Below are 16,955 nucleotides of genomic sequence, written 5' to 3' on the forward strand. Positions count from 1 at the left end.
ACGTCACCCCGCTCGTGCGCAAGCTCGCCGGCGAGAACGGCATCGACCTCTCCACCCTCACGGGAACCGGAGTCGGCGGCCGGCGCGGGCTCGGGCTCCGCCGGGGCGGGGGCCTCGGCGTCGCTCTCGGCGTCGACCGACGGGGTCGCCTCGTCAGTGGCCTCGGTCTCGGCGGCCTGGACCTCGGGGGCCTCCTCGGCGGGAGCCTCGGGCTCGGACGCCGACGCGGCTCCGGAGCCGTCTCCGATGCGCACCAGCTCGGCGCCGACCTCGACGGTCTCGTCCTCCTGGACGAGGATCTCCTCGATCACTCCCGCGACGGGCGACGGGATCTCGGTGTCGACCTTGTCGGTCGAGACCTCGAGCAGGGGCTCGTCCACCTCGACGCGGTCCCCGACGTTCTTCAGCCAGCGGGTGACCGTTCCTTCCGTGACACTCTCTCCGAGTGCCGGGAGGCTGACGGATTCGCTCATGAGCCTGTCTCCTTAAGACGCTTGTGTTTCGTTGTCCAGCTTACTGATGCGGAAGCGGCGGATCGCCGCACCGCAGTGGTTCTACAGGGCGTGCAACGGCTTCCCCGCCAGAGCGAGGTGCGCCTCGCCGAGCGCCTCGTTCTGAGTGGGGTGCGCGTGCACGAGGGGCGCGACGTCCTCGGGGTGCGCCTCCCAGTTCACGATGAGCTGAGCCTCGCCGATCAGCTCGCCGACGCGGGCTCCGACCATGTGCACGCCGACGACGGGGCCGTCGACCAGGCGCACGACCTTCACGGAGCCGGTGGTCCCGATGATCGTGCTCCGGGCGTTGCCGCCGAGGCCGTAGTCGTACACGGCGACGCGCTCGGCGCCGTACTCGGCGATCGCGCGGGCCTCGCCGAGGCCGACGGAGGCCACTTCGGGGTCGCTGTAGGTCACCTTCGGGACGTTGACGTCCCTGACGACCTGCGGCCCCAGACCGGCGATCTCCTCCGCGACGAAGATCCCCTGCTGGAAGCTCCGGTGCGCGAGCTGGAGCCCCGGCACGATGTCGCCCACGGCGTACACGCCGGGGACGGAGGTCTGCAGGCGCTCGTCGGTCAGCACGTAGCCGCGGTCGAGGCGGACCCCGGCCTCCTCGAGGCCGATGCCCGCGGTCACCGGGCCGCGGCCGACGGCGACCAGCAGGATCTCGCCCTCCACCGTTGCGCCGCTCTCGAGCGACACGGAGACGCCGCCCTCGCTCTGCGAGACCGATGCGACGCGGGATCCCAGCTGGAAGGCGATGCCCCGCTTGCGGAAGGCGCGCTCCAGCTGCTTGCTGACGCTCTCGTCCTCGTTGGGGACGAGGTGGGGGAGGGCCTCGACGATCGTGACCTCGGCGCCGAACGAGCGCCAGACGCTCGCGAACTCGACGCCGATCACTCCGCCGCCGAGGACGACGACGCTCGCGGGCACGTGGTCGAGCTCGAGAGCCTGGTCGCTCGTCAGGATGCGGCCGCCGATCTCGATCCCGGGGAGGGTGCGGGAGGCGGACCCGGTGGCGACGACGACCGACGCGCCGTGGAGCAGGTGCTCGCCGACGGTCACCGTGCCGGGCGCGGTGAGACGGCCCTCGCCCGTGACGACCGTGATGCCGCGCGAGGACACGAGGCTCTGGAGCCCCTTGTACTTGCCGGCGACGACGCCCTCGCGGTAGCGCGTGACGCCCGCCATGTCGATCCCGGTGAAGCTCGAGAGCACGCCGTACTTCTCTCCCTCGCGGGCGCCGTCCGCCAGCTCGGCGGCGTGCAGCAGGGCCTTGGTGGGCACGCACCCGCGGTGCAGGCAGGTGCCGCCGAGCTTGTCGCGCTCCACGAGCGCGACGCTCATCCCGAGCTGCGTCGCCCGGAGGGCCGCCGCGTACCCGCCGCTGCCACCTCCGAGCACGACCAGGTCGTAGCGCTCTTCCGACACCCAGTGACTCCCTCGCGACGTGCGGTCCCGCTTCCCGGCCGACCGGCTCCGGCGCTGAGCGCCGAGCGGATCGGGAGGGGGGACGAGGCGGGATCTCCCGCCCCGTCGACCCTACTACGCGCTCGCGAAGCCCTCGGCCAGGGCGATCAGCGCGCGCACCGAGACCCCCGTGGCGCCGGCTCCGGTGAAGCCGTAGCCGCCTCCTCCGTTGCTCGAGGGGCCGGCGATGTCGAGGTGCGCCCACGGGATCGTGGTCGCGTCCTCGCCCTCGCCGCGCTTCCCGACGAACTCGCGGAGGAAGTGGCCGGCGAGGAGCATGCCGCCGGCGGTGTTGCCCGGCTTGACGTTCGCGATGTCGGCGATGTCCGAGTTGAGCAGCGGTCGCAGCTCCGCGGGGAGGGGCATCTGCCAGAAGGGCTCTCCCGCCGCGCGGGCGGCGTCGAGGACGCGGGAGACCAGCTCGTCGTCGCCCAGAGCGCCGACGGTCCGGTTGCCGAGGGCGACCACGGAGGCGCCGGTCAGCGTCGCGACGTCGATGATCGCATCGGGCTGCTCCTCGCTGGCGGCGACGAGGCCGTCGGCGAGCACCAGCCGGCCCTCGGCGTCGGTGTTCAGCACCTCCACCGTGGTCCCGCCGCGCACGGTGAGCACGTCGTCCGGGCGGATCGCGGTCCCGGAGGGGAGGTTCTCGGCGATGCAGAGCCAGGCGGTCGCGCGGAGCGGGAGGCCGAGCTCCGCGATGGCGCGCACGACGGCGTACACGGTCGCCGCGCCCGCCATGTCGGTCTTCATCCCGATCATCGAGGCCGGCGGCTTGAGCGAGAGTCCGCCGCTGTCGAAGGTGATGCCCTTGCCGACCAGGGCGAGGTGGGTGCTCGCGCCCTCGGGCGCGTAGGCGACCTTCACGAGGCGGGGCGGGCGGGAGGAGCCGCTGCCGACTCCGAGGATGCCGCCGAACCCCTCCTCCGCGAGGGCCTCCTCGTCCCAGACGGTGACCTCGAGGGGCAGTCCCTCTGCGCCGGTCTGCACGGCCTCGGCCAGCGTCTGCGGGTAGAGGTGCGACGGGGGAGTGTTGACGAGGTCCTTCACCGTGCCGACCGCGCGGCCGAGCACGAGCGCCCGGTCCAGGACGGCGGGGTCGGCCGACTCGCCGCCGCCCAGCAGGACGACGTGCTCGACGGGCGCCTTCGCCGCGGCGGCGGTGCTGCCGCGGAAGGCGGTGAAGGAGTAGGAGCCGAGCGCGGCGCCCTCGGCGACCGCGGCGAGCGTGCCGTCGGAGCCGGCCGGGAGGGAGAGGGCGACGGAGGCGGACCCCGCGAGCAGGCGGACGGCGGCGCCCGCGGCGTTCCGCAGCGCGGTGTCGTCGGGCTCCGCCGAGCCGAGTCCGACGAGGACGATCACTCCGGCACGGACCGAGGACGGCACGCGCACGAGCGTCTCGGCGGCGCCGGTCGCGCCGAGCGCGGTCAGCGCGGGGGCCAGCTCCTCGAAGCCCTCCGCGCCGACGAGCCGGGGACCATCGGGTCCCGGGGCGACGCCGAGGACGAGGGCGTCGGTGTCGATGTCGGAGGCGGGAACGGTCGAGTACTCGAGAGAGGAGAGGGGCATGGCGGCAATGCTAGGCGCTGTTCGCTGAGGGCTCAGCGGACCCGGCCGGGGCGCCGGGACCCCCGTTTAGACTGGACGCATGCTGGATCCGGAAGACCTGTTCGAGATCGAGGGCGACCTCTCCGAGATCCCGCGCGGGCTGCACCTCGTCGCGGGCCTGACCGGCTCGGCCGACGCCGGGGGAGCGGTGGGGCAGCTGGGGGAGTACCTCTTCGAGACCCTCGAGCACCGCGAGGTCGCGGTCTTCGACCAGGATCAGCTGCTCGACTACCGGGCCCGCCGCCCCATCATCACGTTCGACCAGGACCACCTGACGGACTACCGTCCTGCGATGCTCCGGCTCTCGCTCGCGCACGACGAGCTGCACCAGCCGTTCCTCCTGCTCACCGGCTTCGAGCCCGACTTCCAGTGGGAGCGGTTCACCCGCGCGGTGGTCTCCCTCCTCGAGCGGCTCGACGTCGCCTCGACCACGTGGGTCCAGGCGATCCCGATGCCCGTGCCGCACACCCGGCCCGTCGGCGTCACCGTGAGCGGGAACCGCGAGGACCTGATCGAGGCGATGTCGGTCTGGAAGCCGCACACGCAGGTGCCCTCGAACGTCCTCCACCTGCTCGAGCTGCGCCTCTACGAGCGCGGTCTGACCGTGGTCGGCTTCGCGCTGCTCATCCCGCACTACCTGTCGGACACCGAGTACCCGCAGGCGGCGGTCGCGGCGCTCGAGAGCATCTCGGCGTCGACCGGCCTCATCTTCCCGACGGACCGCCTGCGCGAGAGCGGGCGGGAGTTCCTCGGCAAGGTCGACGAGCAGGTCGGCGGCAACGACGAGCTGCAGAAGCTGGTCTCGGCCCTCGAGGCGCGGCACGACACCTACATGGAGGGGACGAGCCTCCGCTCGCCGCTCACCGACGAGGACGGCTTCGTGCCCAGCGCCGACGCGATCGCCGCCGAGCTCGAGAAGTTCCTCGCGATCCGTCGCCCGGGCGAGGAGCCCACCGCCTCCTGAGCGGCCGTAGGATCGGACGAGTGCGTGATCGTCGAGCCTGGTTCGTCTTCGGTGCCGGAGCGTTCGCCTACCTGGTCGCGGTCCTGGACCGCACGACGCTGGGCGTCGCAGGAGTGGACGCCGCGGAGCGGTTCGGGGTGGCCGCCGCCGTCCTCTCGTCGCTCGCCGTCGTCCAGCTGATCGTCTACGCCGGGATGCAGATCCCGGTCGGGATCCTCATCGACCGGTTCGGCCCGCGGACCCTGATCCTCTCGGGCACGGCCCTGATGATGGCGGGCCAGGTCGTGGTCGCGATCGCGCCGGGCATCGGCGTCGCGATCGTCGGGCGGATCCTGCTGGGAGCCGGGGACGCCGCGATCTTCACCTCCGTGATCCGCCTCACGGTGACCTGGTTCAGCGGACCGATCGTGCCGCAGCTCTCGCAGTGGATCGGCAACATCGGCCAGGTGGGCCAGATCCTCTCCGCACTCCCGTTCGCGGCGATCCTCCACACGTTCGGCTGGGAGCCCGCGTTCCTCAGCGCCGCCGGCCTCGGGGCCGTGTCCTTCCTCGGCGTGCTCCTCCTGGTCGCCGACGTCCCGCCGCGCACCGAGCCGATCACCCTGGTGCCGCCGACGCTCCGGGCGACGATCGCGCAGCTCGGAGTGAGCCTGCGCCGGCCTGGGACGCAGCTCGGCTTCTGGTCGCACTTCGTCACGCAGTCCTCCGGCACGGTCTTCACGCTCCTCTGGGGCTACCCCTTCCTCGTCTACGCGATCGGCCTGCCGCCGACCGTCGCAGCGCCGACCCTCACGATCGTCGTGATCGCGGGGATCGTCGTCGGGCCCGTGCTCGGCGTCCTGACCGCCCGCCACCCCATGCGCCGCAGCAACCTCGTGCTCGGGATCGTCTCGGCGATGGCGGTCGCCTGGACCGTCGTGCTGCTCTGGCCCGGCGTCCCGCCGTACTGGCTCGTGGTGCTGCTCCTGATCGTCGTCGGAGCGGGCGGCCCCGGCTCCATGATCGGGTTCGACTTCGCCCGCACGTTCAACCCCTCGCGGAGCCTCGGCGCGGCGAACGGAGTCGTCAACGTGGGCGGGTTCCTGGCCAGCTTCACGATGATGTTCGCGATCGGCCTGATCCTCGACGCACTGGCCGGTCCCGGTGCCTCCTCCGAGCAGACCTACTCGCTCGAGCACTTCCGCCTGGCGTGGTGCGTGCAGTACGTGGTGGTCGGCGCCGGAGTCGTCGGACTCGTCGTCGCGCGCCGCCGGACCCGCCGCCGCCTGGCCGAGGACGAGGGAATAACCGTGGCCCCTCTCTGGGTTGCACTGAGTGACCGGATGCGCCGCGGCCGCGCGGGGCACTGACGGTCGTCCCCGTCGATCCGCCCTTCTGCAGACGCGATGTCCCAGCGGAACGGCCCGGATCCCGCCGGATCGAGCCCCACTCGCACCGCACCGCACGGCTGCACTACTCAGACGTGCAATAATTGTCAATAGGACCCGTTCGGGTCGAGGAGCACCAGGCCCACGTCGGGCGTGCGACGTCCTCGACTTGACATGGGTCCTCGTAATGCCCACCGACGGACGACGCCCTCCCGCGCCGCCCGCCCCCGGGACGCAACGGATGGAGAGGTGCCGCCATGGCCACCAGAGCTACCAAGACCGCAACGCTCGACGCCGTCGACGACGACGTGACGACGACCACCAAGAAGCCCGCGACGCGCAAGCCCGCGGCGAAGACCACGGCGGCCAAGACCACCGCGGCCAAGACGACCCGCTCGCGCGCCACGACCAAGGCCGCCGCTCCTGCCGACACCGAGGAGGAGCCGACCGACGCCGTCGAGCCCGACGAGGCGGCGGAGGAGGAGGAGACCGAGGTCGTCGCCGAGGACACCGAGACCGAAGCGAAGGACGACGCGGAGACGCCGGAGGCCCCGGCCGCCGCTGCCGTCGCCGCTCCGGCCGAGCCGCTCCCTAGCGGTGCGCTCGTCCTGTCGTTCGGCGGAGAGGACGACGAGGTCCCGGTCTACTCGACCGCGATCACCGGTGCCACCGCCGACCCGGTCAAGGACTACCTGAAGCAGATCGGCAAGGTCGCGCTCCTGAACGCGGCCGAGGAGGTCGAGCTCGCGATGCGCATCGAGGCCGGCCTGTTCGCCGAAGACAAGCTCGCCAACTCGACCGACCTCAGCCCGGAGCTCGTCCGCGAGCTGCGCTGGGTCGCGAAGGACGGCCAGCGCGCGAAGAGCCACCTGCTCGGAGCGAACCTCCGGCTCGTCGTCAGCCTCGCGAAGCGCTACACCGGTCGCGGGATGCAGTTCCTCGACCTCATCCAGGAGGGCAACCTGGGCCTCATCCGTGCGGTCGAGAAGTTCGACTACACCAAGGGCTTCAAGTTCTCGACCTACGCCACGTGGTGGATCCGCCAGGCGATCACCCGCGCGATGGCCGACCAGGCCCGCACCATCCGCATCCCGGTGCACATGGTCGAGGTCATCAACAAGCTGGCCCGCGTGCAGCGCCAGATGCTCCAGGACCTGGGCCGCGAGCCCACGCCCGAGGAGCTCTCGCGCGAGCTCGATATGACCCCCGAGAAGGTCATCGAGGTGCAGAAGTACGGGCGCGAGCCGATCTCGCTGCACACGCCCCTGGGCGAGGACGGCGACAGCGAGTTCGGCGACCTCATCGAGGACACCGAGGCGGTCGTCCCGGCCGACGCCGTGGGCTTCACCATGCTGCAGAAGCAGCTGGAGTCGCTGCTCGACTCGCTCTCGGAGCGCGAGGCCGGCGTGATCCGCATGCGCTTCGGCCTCGGCGACGGCATGCCGAAGACGCTCGACCAGATCGGCGACACCTTCGGCGTGACGCGCGAGCGCATCCGTCAGATCGAGTCCAAGACGATGGCCAAGCTCCGCCACCCGTCCCGCTCGCAGTCGCTCCGCGACTACCTCGAGTAGGCCGGTGATCCGCTACGCGCCGGCGGTCCTCCTCGGGAGGGCCGCCCGGTTCGCCGCGCGGGTCCGGAAGCCCGGCGGGGGATCCGCCGTGCCCGGACTCGTGGTGAACCGCGTCGCGCCCGGATTCCTGCCCGCGGTGCTCGACGGGTTCCGGGACGGCCTCGTGGTCGTCACGGGATCGGCGGGCAAGTCGACCACGACCAAGATGCTGGTCGCGGTGCTCCGCGCGCACGGGCTCCGGGTCTTCACCAACCCCTCGACGGCCAACATCGCCCAGGGGCTGACCTCCGCGCTCCTGGAGCGGGCGGACCTCCGCGGACGGATCGACGCCGACATCGCCGTCCTCGAGATGGACGAGGGTCACGGCGCGCGCCTCGCCCCGCGGATGCGCCCCCGCGTCGTCCTGCTGACGAACGTGGTGGTCGACCAGATCGACCGCTTCTTCGACCCGGCGATGGTCGCCCGGATGCTCGGCACCATCGCCTCCCGCGCGACCGGTCCCGTCGTGCTGAACGCCGACGACCGCCACATCGCCGATGTCGCGACCTCCCTCCCCGACGAGCGGATCCGCTGGTACGGCGTCTCCTCCTCCGTCCGCGACTCCGCGTCCGGCGGTCTCGGCTACGCCGCGGAGGCGGAGGCCGGGACCGACCGTGCCACCACCGTCGTCGAGAGCACGACGGGAGCGGCCGCGCACATCGTCAGCGACGGCGACCCGCTCGAGGTCCGGCTCCCCGCGCGGGGCGTCCACTACGCGGTGGACGCCGCGGCGGCCGTCTCCACGGCCCGCGCCGTGCTCGCCGAGCGCTTCGACCCGGCCCTCGCCGCCTCCGCGCTCTCGAGCATCGACCCCGTCTTCGGGCGGGGCGAGATCGTCACCGTGCGCGGCCACGAGGTCGAGTTCGTCCTGGTCCAGAACCCGGCGAGCTACCGCCTGAACATCGCGGAGATCCCCGGGGGGACCGAGCAGATCATGCTCGCGATCGGCTCCGACGTCCGAGACCCCTCCTACTTCTGGCCCGTGGACACCTCCGTGCTCGGGCACGTCCGGGTCGTCTCGGGGTCGAAGGCGCACGAGGCGGCGCTGCACCTGCGCTACGACGGCGTGCGCGTCGACTCCGTCGACGAGGACCTGGGTCGCGCGCTCGACGCGTTCCTCGCTCTGCCGACCCCCGCCTCCGGCCGGAAGACCATCGTCTTCTCGGCGGATTCGATGCGCCGCACCCGTGCGCACCTGCAGCTCGTCACCAACCGCGAGGAGACCGCGTGACCACCCTCCGCATCGCCGTGCTCGCTCCCGACGTCCTGGACAGCAACGGCGACGCGGCGAACGCTCGGGTCCTCGCGGCTCGGGCGCGCTGGTCGGGCGTCGAGGCGGAGGTGGTGCCGCTGGCGACCGCCTCCGACGCCGAGGTCCGTCCGGACGTCCTGGTCGCCGGGACGGGAGCGGACGAGGACCTCCCGGGCGTCCTGGCTCTCCTCCACGAGATCGCGCCGACGCTGCGGGCCTGGGTCGACCAGGGCACTCAGGTGGTCGCGGTCGGAGCCGGCTGGGAGATGCTGGCCGGTTCGATCAGCACGGCCGCGGGCGGAGCCCGGGGGATCGGGCTGTTCCCCGGAGACTCGGTCACGGGCGAGCGCGCGACCGACGACCTCCTCGTCGAGACGCCGGGCGGCGTCCTCGTCGGCTTCGAGAACCACGAGCGCCGGATGACCGGGATCGCGCCCGAGGACGCGCTCGGCCGAGTGCTGCACGGCACCGGCGACGGCGCCGGCCACGAGGGCTACGCGGTGGGAGGCCTTCTGGGCACGCACCTGCACGGCCCCGTCCTCGCGAAGAACCCGTCGCTCGCGGACGCGATCCTGCGGCGCGCCCTCGGCGCCGCCTACTCCCCGTCGGACGAGCGTCTCCGCCTGGTCGATGAAACGGCACGAGCCGCTCGCGAAGTGATCGCGAAGCGGCTCGGTGTCGGTCGGTAGGGCGCTGACGCGCCGTCCGGGCTGATCGGGGACGCGCTAGGGACGCTGCTCCTCGAAGAGTCGGGCGGACTCGTCGTGCCAGCTCTGGGCGATGCTGGAGAGCTTCTCCTGGTACTTCTTCCCGTGGTGTGCGCAGAACAGCAGTTCTCCGTTGTTCACGACCACTCGGATGTACGCCTGGGCACCGCAGCTGTCGCAGCGGTCGGCGGCGGAGAGCTGGTGGGCACCGGCGAGCTCGTCCACGCCGTTCTGGGTTGCTGTGGTCGACATGACTTGGCCTCCTGCACTCGGTCTTCGATCTCTGCTTAGTGGAACCCATCCAAGCACGCCATTGTTTCCGCACGGAGTCGATCGGTCGGCATTTCGCTCTGCGCGTAGGGGCCCCGCGCCGAGCGGCCATCGTGCTGTCGCCGGGTGCCGCGCCACCGCGGCCGGAGCGGTTCCCGAAAGTAGACTGGGCGGATGGCCTCCACCGACTACAACGCCCGCCACCTCTCCGTCCTCGAGGGTCTCGAGGCGGTCCGGAAGCGGCCCGGCATGTACATCGGATCGACCGACTCGCGCGGCCTCATGCACTGCCTCTGGGAGGTCATCGACAACTCCGTCGACGAGGCGCTGGCCGGGCACGGGACCGAGATCAGCGTGCTCCTGCACGCCGACGGCAGCGTCGAGGTGCGCGACCGCGCGCGCGGGATCCCGGTCGACATCGAGCCGAAGACGGGGCTCTCCGGAGTCGAGGTCGTGTTCACGAAGCTGCACGCGGGCGGCAAGTTCGGCTCGGGGTCCTACGCGGCGTCCGGCGGTCTGCACGGCGTCGGCGCCTCCGTGGTCAACGCGCTCTCGGAGCGCCTGGACGTCGAGGTCGACCGCAACGGCCGCACCTACCGGATGTCGTTCCACCGGGGGGAGCCCGGGCGCTTCGCCGACGCGGGCGAGCCCACCCCCGACGCTCCGTTCACGCCGTTCGAGAACGGGTCGGAGCTGACGGTCGTCGGGAAGGTCGCCAAGGGCGTCACCGGAACGCGCGTGCGCTACTGGGCCGACCGCCAGATCTTCACGAAGGGCGCCTCGTTCCAGACGGACGACCTGGTGACGCGTGCCCGGCAGACCGCGTTCCTCGTCCCCGGCCTGACGATCGACATCGTCGACGACCGGGCGGACGAGCGCCGCGCCGAGATGTTCCGCTACGACGGTGGCATCTCGGAGTTCGTCGAGTTCCTCGCCCCCGACGCTCCCGTGACCGAGGTGCTGCGCCTCACCGGCTCCGGCACCTTCACCGAGACCGTGCCGGTGCTGACCCCCGGCGGCGCCATGGTGCCCACCGAGGTGGAGCGCACCTGCGAGGTCGACATCGCCCTGCGCTGGGGCACCGGCTACGAGACGGTGATGCGCAGCTTCGTGAACATCATCTCGACGCCCAAGGGCGGGACGCACCAGACCGGCTTCGAGCAGGGCCTGCTGAAGCTGCTCCGCTCCCAGGTGGAGGCGAACGCCCGCCGCCTCAAGGTCGGCTCGGACAAGCTCGAGAAGGACGACGTCCTCGCTGGGCTCAGCGCCGTGCTGACCGTGCGGCTCCCTGAGCCGCAGTTCGAAGGCCAGACGAAGGAGGTGCTGGGCACGCCCGCCGTCCGCGCGATCGTCGCCTCCACCATCGCCTCGACGCTGGGCGCGGTGTTCTCCTCGACGCGCCGCGAGGACAAGGCGCAGACCTCCCAGCTCCTCGAGAAGGTCGTCGCCGAGATGAAGTCGCGGATCTCGGCCCGCGCGCACAAGGAGACGCAGCGCCGCAAGAACGCGCTGGAGTCCTCCTCCCTTCCGGCGAAGCTGGTCGACTGCCGCAGCAGCGACGTCGAGAACAGCGAGCTCTTCATCGTCGAGGGCGACTCCGCCCTCGGCACCGCCAAGCTCGCCCGCAACAGCGAGTACCAGGCTCTGCTGCCGATCCGGGGGAAGATCCTCAACACGCAGAAGGCGAGCATCGCCGACATGCTCTCGAACGCCGAGTGCGCCTCGATGATCCAGGTGATCGGAGCCGGCTCCGGCCGCTCCTTCGACCTCTCGGCCGCCCGCTACGGGAAGATCATCCTGATGAGCGACGCCGACGTCGACGGCGCCCACATCCGCACCCTGCTGCTCACGCTCTTCTTCCGCTACATGCGGCCGCTCGTCGAGGCGGGGCGCGTCTTCGCCGCCGTGCCTCCGCTGCACCGGCTCGTGGTGATGAACGCGGGGAAGAAGCCGAACGAGACGATCTACACCTACTCCGAGAAGGAGCTGCAGAGCGTGCTCGCGGCCCTCGGCAAGGCGGGCCGCCGCTACCAGGACCCGATCCAGCGCTACAAGGGGCTCGGCGAGATGGACGCGGACCAGCTGGCCACGACGACCATGGACCGCTCCCGCCGCACCCTCCGCCGGGTGCGGGTCGCCGACGCCGAGAACGCCGGCCGGGTGTTCGAGCTGCTGATGGGCAACGACGTGGCGCCCCGCAAGGAGTTCATCGTCCGCGGGTCCGAGTCGCTGTCGCGGGACCGCATCGACGTCTGAGCCGCGGGGCTCAGAACACCTCGGGCGCCGCTCCGATCGTCGCGATCGGCGTCGCGAGGGCCACACCGGAGCCGTCGCGCTTCATCCCGGAGTCGGGCAGCGCGGCCACCGAGCCGTCGGCCTCGAGGGCGTGCGCGGGACCGGGGCCGACCCACGCCACTCCGAGGGCGGTCTCACCCTTGAGGAAGCGCTGCGCACGGACTCCGCCGGTGGCCCTGCCCTTGGCGGGGAACTCCGAGAACGGCGAGACCTTCGCACTGCCGGTATCGGTCCCCGAGAGGGCCCAGCTGTCGACGGCGACCGTCGCGACGACGGCCTCGTCCCGGTCCTCGGCGGCGACGACGGCGAAGTGCACGACGTCGTCGGTCTCGGCCAGCTTGACCCCGGCCATCCCCGCGGCGGTCCGGCCCTGAGGGCGGACGGCGGACGCGGAGAAGCGCAGCAGCTGGGCCTCGCCGGTGACGAAGACCAGCTCGTCCTCCTCCGCCGACGCGGCCGCGCCTACGACGGCGTCCTTCGGCTTCAGGGCGATGAGCTCGATGTCCGGGCGGTTGGGCAGCTCGCCCGGCGCGACGCGCTTGACGACGCCCTGCTGGGTGCCGAGCGCGATCGGCCGCTCGTCGTCGAGGGCGACGAGCGCGAGCACCCGCTCGTCCTTCGCCAGGTGCGGGAGGTAGTCGCTCATGCGCACGCCCGCGCCCAGCTGCACCGAGGAGGAGGGGACGGCGGGCACGTCGACCGGCGAGAAGCGGAGGAGCCGACCGGCGCTGGTGACCGCGCCGATCTCCGTCCGGCTGGTCGTGTCGAGCACGCTGAGGACGGCGTCGTGCTTCGAGCGGCGCGTGGCGCGCTCGGGGTGGGGAGCGGCCTCGGGGTCGCGGTCGACCCGCACCATGCGGCCGGTGGTGCTCAGCAGCACCCGGCAGGGCACGTCCGCGATCTCGAGCACCGCGGCGGCCTTCCGCCCGGTGGTGGCGACGGAGGGGCGCGCCTCGGTGAGCAGGGTGCGCCGCGGGGTCCCGAGGCGCTGGGCGACCTCGTCGAGCTCGTCCGAGACCAGCTCGTCGATCCGTGATCGGCTGGCGAGGAGGGCCTCGAGCTCGGCGATCTCGGCGAGGAGGGTGTCGCGCTCGGTCTCGAGCTCGATGCGCGAGAACTTCGTGAGACGGCGGAGCTGGAGCTCGAGGATGTAGTCGGCCTGCAGGGTGCTGAGGTCGAAGACCTCGATCAGCCGGGCCCGCGCCGCCGCGGTGTCGTCGCTCCCGCGGATCAGCTGGATGACCTCGTCGATGTCGAGGATCGCGATGAGCAGGCCCTCGACCAGGTGCAGCCGCTCCTGGCGCTTGCGCAGTCGGTAGCGGGTCCGCCGGGTGACGACCTGCACCCGGTGGCCGATGTAGACCTGCAGCAGCTCCTTCAGGCCGAGGGTGCGCGGGCCGCCGTCGACCAGCGCGACGTTGTTGATCGAGAACGCGTCCTCGAGGGGCGTGTAGCGGTAGAGCTGCTCGAGGACGGCCTCGGGGCTGAAGCCGGTCTTGATCCCGATGACGAGCCGGAGGCCGTTGTCCCGGTCCGTCAGGTCGGTGACGTCCGAGATGCCGCTGAGCTTCTTGTTCTGGACGCCGTCCTTGATCTTGTCGATGACCTTCTCGGCGCCGACGAGGTAGGGCAGCTCGGTGACGACCAGGCCGGACTTGCGCGCGGTGATGCTCTCGACCGAGACGCGGGCGCGGGTCTTGAAGCCGCCCCGGCCGGTCGCGTAGGCGTCGCGCACGCCGGCGAGGCCGACGATCGTGCCACCGCTCGGGAAGTCCGGTCCCGGGACGAACGACATCAGGTCGTCCAGGGACGCGTCGGGATAAGCGATCAGGTGCCGGGCCGCCCCGATCACCTCCACGAGGTTGTGCGGCGCCATGTTCGTCGCCATGCCGACGGCGATGCCGCTGGCCCCGTTGACCAGCAGGTTCGGGAACGCGGAGGGGAGGACCTCGGGCTGGTCGTGCGAGTTGTCGTAGTTCGGGACGAAGTCGACGACGTCCTCGCCGAGGTGCTCGGTCATGGCCGTGGCGGCCGGGGCGAGGCGGGCCTCGGTGTAGCGGGCCGCGGCCGGGCCGTCGTCGAGGGAGCCGAAGTTGCCGTGCCCGTCGACGAGGGCGACCCTCATCGTGAACGGCTGGGCGAGGCGGACGAGGGAGTCGTAGATCGAGGCGTCGCCGTGCGGGTGCAGCTTGCCCATCACCTCGCCGACCACGCGGGCCGACTTCACGTGGCCGTGATCGGGCCGCAGCCCCATCTCGCTCATCATGTAGAGGATCCGGCGCTGCACCGGCTTGAGGCCGTCGCGGGCGTCGGGCAGGGCCCGCGAGTAGATGACCGAGTACGCGTACTCGAGGAAGGACCCCTCCATCTCGGCCGAGACGTCGACGTCCTCGATGCGCTCGGTGAGCGAGGATCCGGAGGAGGGGGCTGCAGCGTTCATGACTCGATTCGGTGGCGGGCGCGGGGCGGCGGCGGGGGACTGCACCGCCCTGCGGCGCTCGACGGGACGGGCGGAGCGGAGACGGCGCCTCGCGGACGGGACCGGCCCTCCCGTTCACGCGGACGCTCCGCTGCACCGGCCCGGCGGGGACGGCGGCGCTGTGCGAAACTGGGCGCGATGACCCACATGCTACCGCCAGCCCCCGACGGGCGGCGGAGCCTCGCCGACGTCCTGCCGGGCGCCCTCGACGCGCTCCTGGGCCGCCCCGGCCTCTTCGGCTCGCCCCGCGTCGAGCGGATCGTGGTCGTCCTCGTCGACGGTCTGGGTGCCGCGAACCTCCGCCAGCGCGGGGGCCACTCGCGCACGCTCGCTCCGGCCCTCAACCGCGGCACCACGCTCGTCTCGGGATTCCCGACGACCACCGCGGCGGCCCTGGCGAGCCTGACGACGGGCCTGCGCCCGGGCGGGCACGGGATGGTCGGCTACCGCGTGCTCGACCGCGCCTCCGACCGCCTGGTCAACCAGCTCTCCGGCTGGGACGAGGGCATGGTGCCCGAGACGTGGCAGCCCCACCCCACGGTCTTCGAGCAGGCCTCTTCCGCCGGTGTCCGGGCCGGAGTGATCGGCCCCGCGCGGTACGCCCGCTCCGGTCTCACGCGGGCGATCCTGCGCGGCGCCGAGTACCACTCCGCCGGCGGCGTCGCCGAGCGCTTCACGGCGGCGCGCGCCCTGCTCGACGAGGGCGGGCGACAGCTCGTGTACCTCTACGTCCCCGAGCTCGACCAGGCGGCGCACGCGCGCGGCTGGGAGTCGCCGGAGTGGACGGCAGCGCTCGAGCTCCTGGACGGGGAGGTCGGCGGAGCGGTCCGCGGGCTCTCCGCCCGCGAGAGCGTGCTGGTCACCGCCGACCACGGCATCGTGGACGTCCCGGCGTCCTCGCACGTGCTCGTCGAGCGGGGACCGCTGCTCGAGGGCGTCCGGCACCTCGGCGGAGAGCCCCGCTGCCTGCAGCTGCACCTCGAGCCGGGTGTGGACCCCGACGAGGTGGCGCGGCGCTGGATCGAGGCGGAGGGCGCACGCGCCTGGATCGCGACGCGCGACGAGGTCGCCGCGAGCGGCTGGTTCGGCGAGGTCTCTCCGGCGGCGGCCGAGCGGATGGGCGACGTGTTCGTCGCGGCGCGGAGGACCATCGCTTACTACGCGGCGGACGACTCCTCCGGCCGCTCCATGATCGGGCAGCACGGGTCGCTCACGCCGGAGGAGACGCAGGTGCCGCTCCTCCGCTTCGGCGCGCTGGCCTGAGCCGGGCCGAGGGGACGGGGGGCACCGTCCACCCCGGCGGAGCCGCGCCGGTTGAGGGTCAGTCGTCGCTGCGCGCTCCGAAGACGATCTCGTCCCAGCTCGGCATCGACGCCCGCCCCCTGCGGAGGCTCCCGCGCACGCCCGACGGCTGCTCGGGGACCGGGGGAGCGGTGCGCGGCGGCTCAGGTGCCTTCTCGACGGGAGGAGCGGCCTCGGCCTCGGGCTCCGGCTCCTCGCGGACGCGGAGGCTCGAGGCATGATCGCGCTCGCCCCGGCGCCGCCGCAGGGCGTCGAGCAGGTCGGCGGTGTCGTTGAGGTTGCGCTCGCGCTGCTCCGTCGTGCTCGTGACGGGGCGGGGGAGCGTCGAGATCGGGCGCGGGGTCTCGGAGAGGGCCGGCTGCGGCTCCGTGTCGGAGGGGCGGACGGCGGCCGGCCGGGCGTGCGGCATCGCGGCGGGGCGGCCGGCGGTGGGGTGGTCGGCCCGGGCGGAGCGGCTCGGCGCCTCCGCGGACTCCGTGTCGAAGCGCGTGGCGAGCTCGTCGACGGCTGCGGGGATGACGGCGCGCAGGCGCGGGATGAGGGTCGGCCGGATCTCGCCCTGCTGCGAGAGCGTGATCGCCTCGGAGGTCAGCGGCGACAGCAGCGCCTTCCGCGGGTCGAAGCGCCAGCGGGCGTCGTGGTCGATCTCGTCCGAGCGGAAGAGGAGCTTGACGACCCAGCCCTCCTCCTCCTTCCAGCTCGACCACTGCTCGCCCTCGGCGCCGAGCGACGCGAGGCGGTCGCGGATGACGTCGCCGAAGGGCGTGCCCTCCTCGAGGGGATCGGGGTCGGTGGTCGTGTAGACGCGCACGGCGAGGGCGGACGCGACGATGTGCTCGCGCTCGGCCGTGACGGGTCCCTCGAAGCGCTGGACGTAGCCCAGGTCGGCGCCCGTGAGCTCGGCGACCTCCTCGGCGGAGAGCCCGGAGCGGATGTGGGCCTGGATCTCGCGGGGGGAGACGCGCTTCTCGCGCGGCGGGAGGGTGTGGACCCGCGGCCGCAGCTGGCTCTGCAGCGTCTCGTCGATGCGGACCGAGAAGCGCTCGCCGCCCTCGGACACGAGGACGAGCGATCCGCCCTCGACGCCGATCACCTTCAGTTCCATCATCGTGGGGACCCTCCTTCTGGACG

At 72.4% G+C, this 16,955-nt stretch carries 12 protein-coding genes and 1 pseudogene; 7 read left to right on the plus strand and 6 right to left on the minus strand.

All coding sequences use genetic code 11. The annotated features are described in order from the left end of the window. Nucleotides 1-305: 305 nt before the first annotated feature. The 3 genes and pseudogenes from C5D50_RS17015 to C5D50_RS12195 all read right to left on the minus strand — a co-directional run. Nucleotides 306-473: pseudogene (locus C5D50_RS17015) on the minus strand (biotin/lipoyl-containing protein); the annotation flags it as partial. Nucleotides 474-554: 81 nt separating this feature from the next. Further along, complete coding sequence (lpdA, locus tag C5D50_RS12190) at nucleotides 555-1,928, minus strand: dihydrolipoyl dehydrogenase (RefSeq protein WP_104283618.1); 1,374 nt, start codon at nucleotides 1,926-1,928, stop codon at nucleotides 555-557. Nucleotides 1,929-2,042: 114 nt separating this feature from the next. Next, a complete protein-coding gene (locus C5D50_RS12195) occupies nucleotides 2,043-3,536 on the minus strand; it encodes a leucyl aminopeptidase (RefSeq protein WP_104283619.1) in 1,494 nt (497 codons plus the stop codon). 79 nt (nucleotides 3,537-3,615) lie between these two features. On the opposite strand from C5D50_RS12195, the gene C5D50_RS12200 reads away from it, so the two are divergent. The 5 genes from C5D50_RS12200 to C5D50_RS12220 all read left to right on the plus strand — a co-directional run bounded on the left by C5D50_RS12200 (nucleotide 3,616) and on the right by C5D50_RS12220 (nucleotide 9,460). Next, complete coding sequence (locus C5D50_RS12200) at nucleotides 3,616-4,539, plus strand: proteasome assembly chaperone family protein (RefSeq protein WP_104238748.1); 924 nt, start codon at nucleotides 3,616-3,618, stop codon at nucleotides 4,537-4,539. 20 nt (nucleotides 4,540-4,559) lie between these two features. After that, complete coding sequence (locus C5D50_RS12205; protein WP_104283620.1) at nucleotides 4,560-5,888, plus strand: nitrate/nitrite transporter; 1,329 nt, start codon at nucleotides 4,560-4,562, stop codon at nucleotides 5,886-5,888. Nucleotides 5,889-6,163: 275 nt separating this feature from the next. Beyond that, nucleotides 6,164-7,480, plus strand: a complete 1,317-nt coding sequence (locus C5D50_RS12210) for an RNA polymerase sigma factor (RefSeq protein ID WP_104283621.1) — start codon at nucleotides 6,164-6,166, stop codon at nucleotides 7,478-7,480. A 4-nt stretch (nucleotides 7,481-7,484) separates the two neighbouring features. Continuing rightward, entirely contained in the window at nucleotides 7,485-8,750 is a 1,266-nt protein-coding gene (locus C5D50_RS12215) for a Mur ligase family protein (RefSeq protein WP_104283622.1), read from the plus strand. Next, nucleotides 8,747-9,460, plus strand: a complete 714-nt coding sequence (locus C5D50_RS12220; RefSeq protein WP_181137346.1) for a type 1 glutamine amidotransferase — start codon at nucleotides 8,747-8,749, stop codon at nucleotides 9,458-9,460. The genes C5D50_RS12215 and C5D50_RS12220 overlap by 4 nt, the downstream gene beginning before the upstream one ends. A 36-nt stretch (nucleotides 9,461-9,496) precedes the next feature. On the opposite strand, the gene C5D50_RS12225 is transcribed toward C5D50_RS12220, so the two are convergent. Next, a complete protein-coding gene (locus C5D50_RS12225; protein ID WP_068212876.1) occupies nucleotides 9,497-9,730 on the minus strand; it encodes a hypothetical protein in 234 nt (77 codons plus the stop codon). Nucleotides 9,731-9,922: 192 nt separating this feature from the next. On the opposite strand from C5D50_RS12225, the gene C5D50_RS12230 reads away from it, so the two are divergent. After that, nucleotides 9,923-12,004, plus strand: a complete 2,082-nt coding sequence (locus C5D50_RS12230) for a type IIA DNA topoisomerase subunit B (RefSeq protein ID WP_104225230.1) — start codon at nucleotides 9,923-9,925, stop codon at nucleotides 12,002-12,004. 10 nt (nucleotides 12,005-12,014) lie between these two features. Here C5D50_RS12230 and C5D50_RS12235 read toward each other — a convergent pair whose 3' ends face one another. Then, entirely contained in the window at nucleotides 12,015-14,483 is a 2,469-nt protein-coding gene (locus C5D50_RS12235; RefSeq protein WP_104283624.1) for a DNA topoisomerase (ATP-hydrolyzing) subunit A, read from the minus strand. A gap of 177 nt (nucleotides 14,484-14,660) precedes the next feature. Here C5D50_RS12235 and C5D50_RS12240 point away from each other — a divergent pair, with 177 nt between their 5' ends. Continuing rightward, nucleotides 14,661-15,785, plus strand: coding sequence for an alkaline phosphatase family protein (locus C5D50_RS12240; RefSeq protein WP_258069616.1), 1,125 nt, complete (start codon nucleotides 14,661-14,663; stop codon nucleotides 15,783-15,785). A 58-nt stretch (nucleotides 15,786-15,843) separates the two neighbouring features. On the opposite strand, the gene sepH is transcribed toward C5D50_RS12240, so the two are convergent. After that, complete coding sequence (gene sepH / locus C5D50_RS12245; protein WP_104232567.1) at nucleotides 15,844-16,932, minus strand: septation protein SepH; 1,089 nt, start codon at nucleotides 16,930-16,932, stop codon at nucleotides 15,844-15,846. Nucleotides 16,933-16,955: the final 23 nt, after the last annotated feature.

The sequence above is a fragment of the Rathayibacter sp. RFBD1 genome, assembly GCF_002932915.1.
GTDB lineage: Bacteria > Actinomycetota > Actinomycetes > Actinomycetales > Microbacteriaceae > Rathayibacter.

Excerpts from the sequence above, each read along its gene's own strand:
- C5D50_RS12195 (WP_104283619.1), bottom strand. The coding sequence starts at position 3,536 with ATGCCCCTCTCCTCTCTCGAGTACTCGACCGTTCCCGCCTCCGACATC.
- C5D50_RS12210 (WP_104283621.1), top strand. The coding sequence starts at position 6,164 with ATGGCCACCAGAGCTACCAAGACCGCAACGCTCGACGCCGTCGACGAC.
- C5D50_RS12230 (WP_104225230.1), top strand. The coding sequence starts at position 9,923 with ATGGCCTCCACCGACTACAACGCCCGCCACCTCTCCGTCCTCGAGGGT.
- sepH (WP_104232567.1), bottom strand. The coding sequence starts at position 16,932 with ATGATGGAACTGAAGGTGATCGGCGTCGAGGGCGGATCGCTCGTCCTC.
- C5D50_RS12200 (WP_104238748.1), top strand. The coding sequence starts at position 3,616 with ATGCTGGATCCGGAAGACCTGTTCGAGATCGAGGGCGACCTCTCCGAG.
- C5D50_RS12235 (WP_104283624.1), bottom strand. The coding sequence starts at position 14,483 with ATGAACGCTGCAGCCCCCTCCTCCGGATCCTCGCTCACCGAGCGCATC.
- C5D50_RS12240 (WP_258069616.1), top strand. The coding sequence starts at position 14,661 with ATGACCCACATGCTACCGCCAGCCCCCGACGGGCGGCGGAGCCTCGCC.
- C5D50_RS12225 (WP_068212876.1), bottom strand. The coding sequence starts at position 9,730 with ATGTCGACCACAGCAACCCAGAACGGCGTGGACGAGCTCGCCGGTGCC.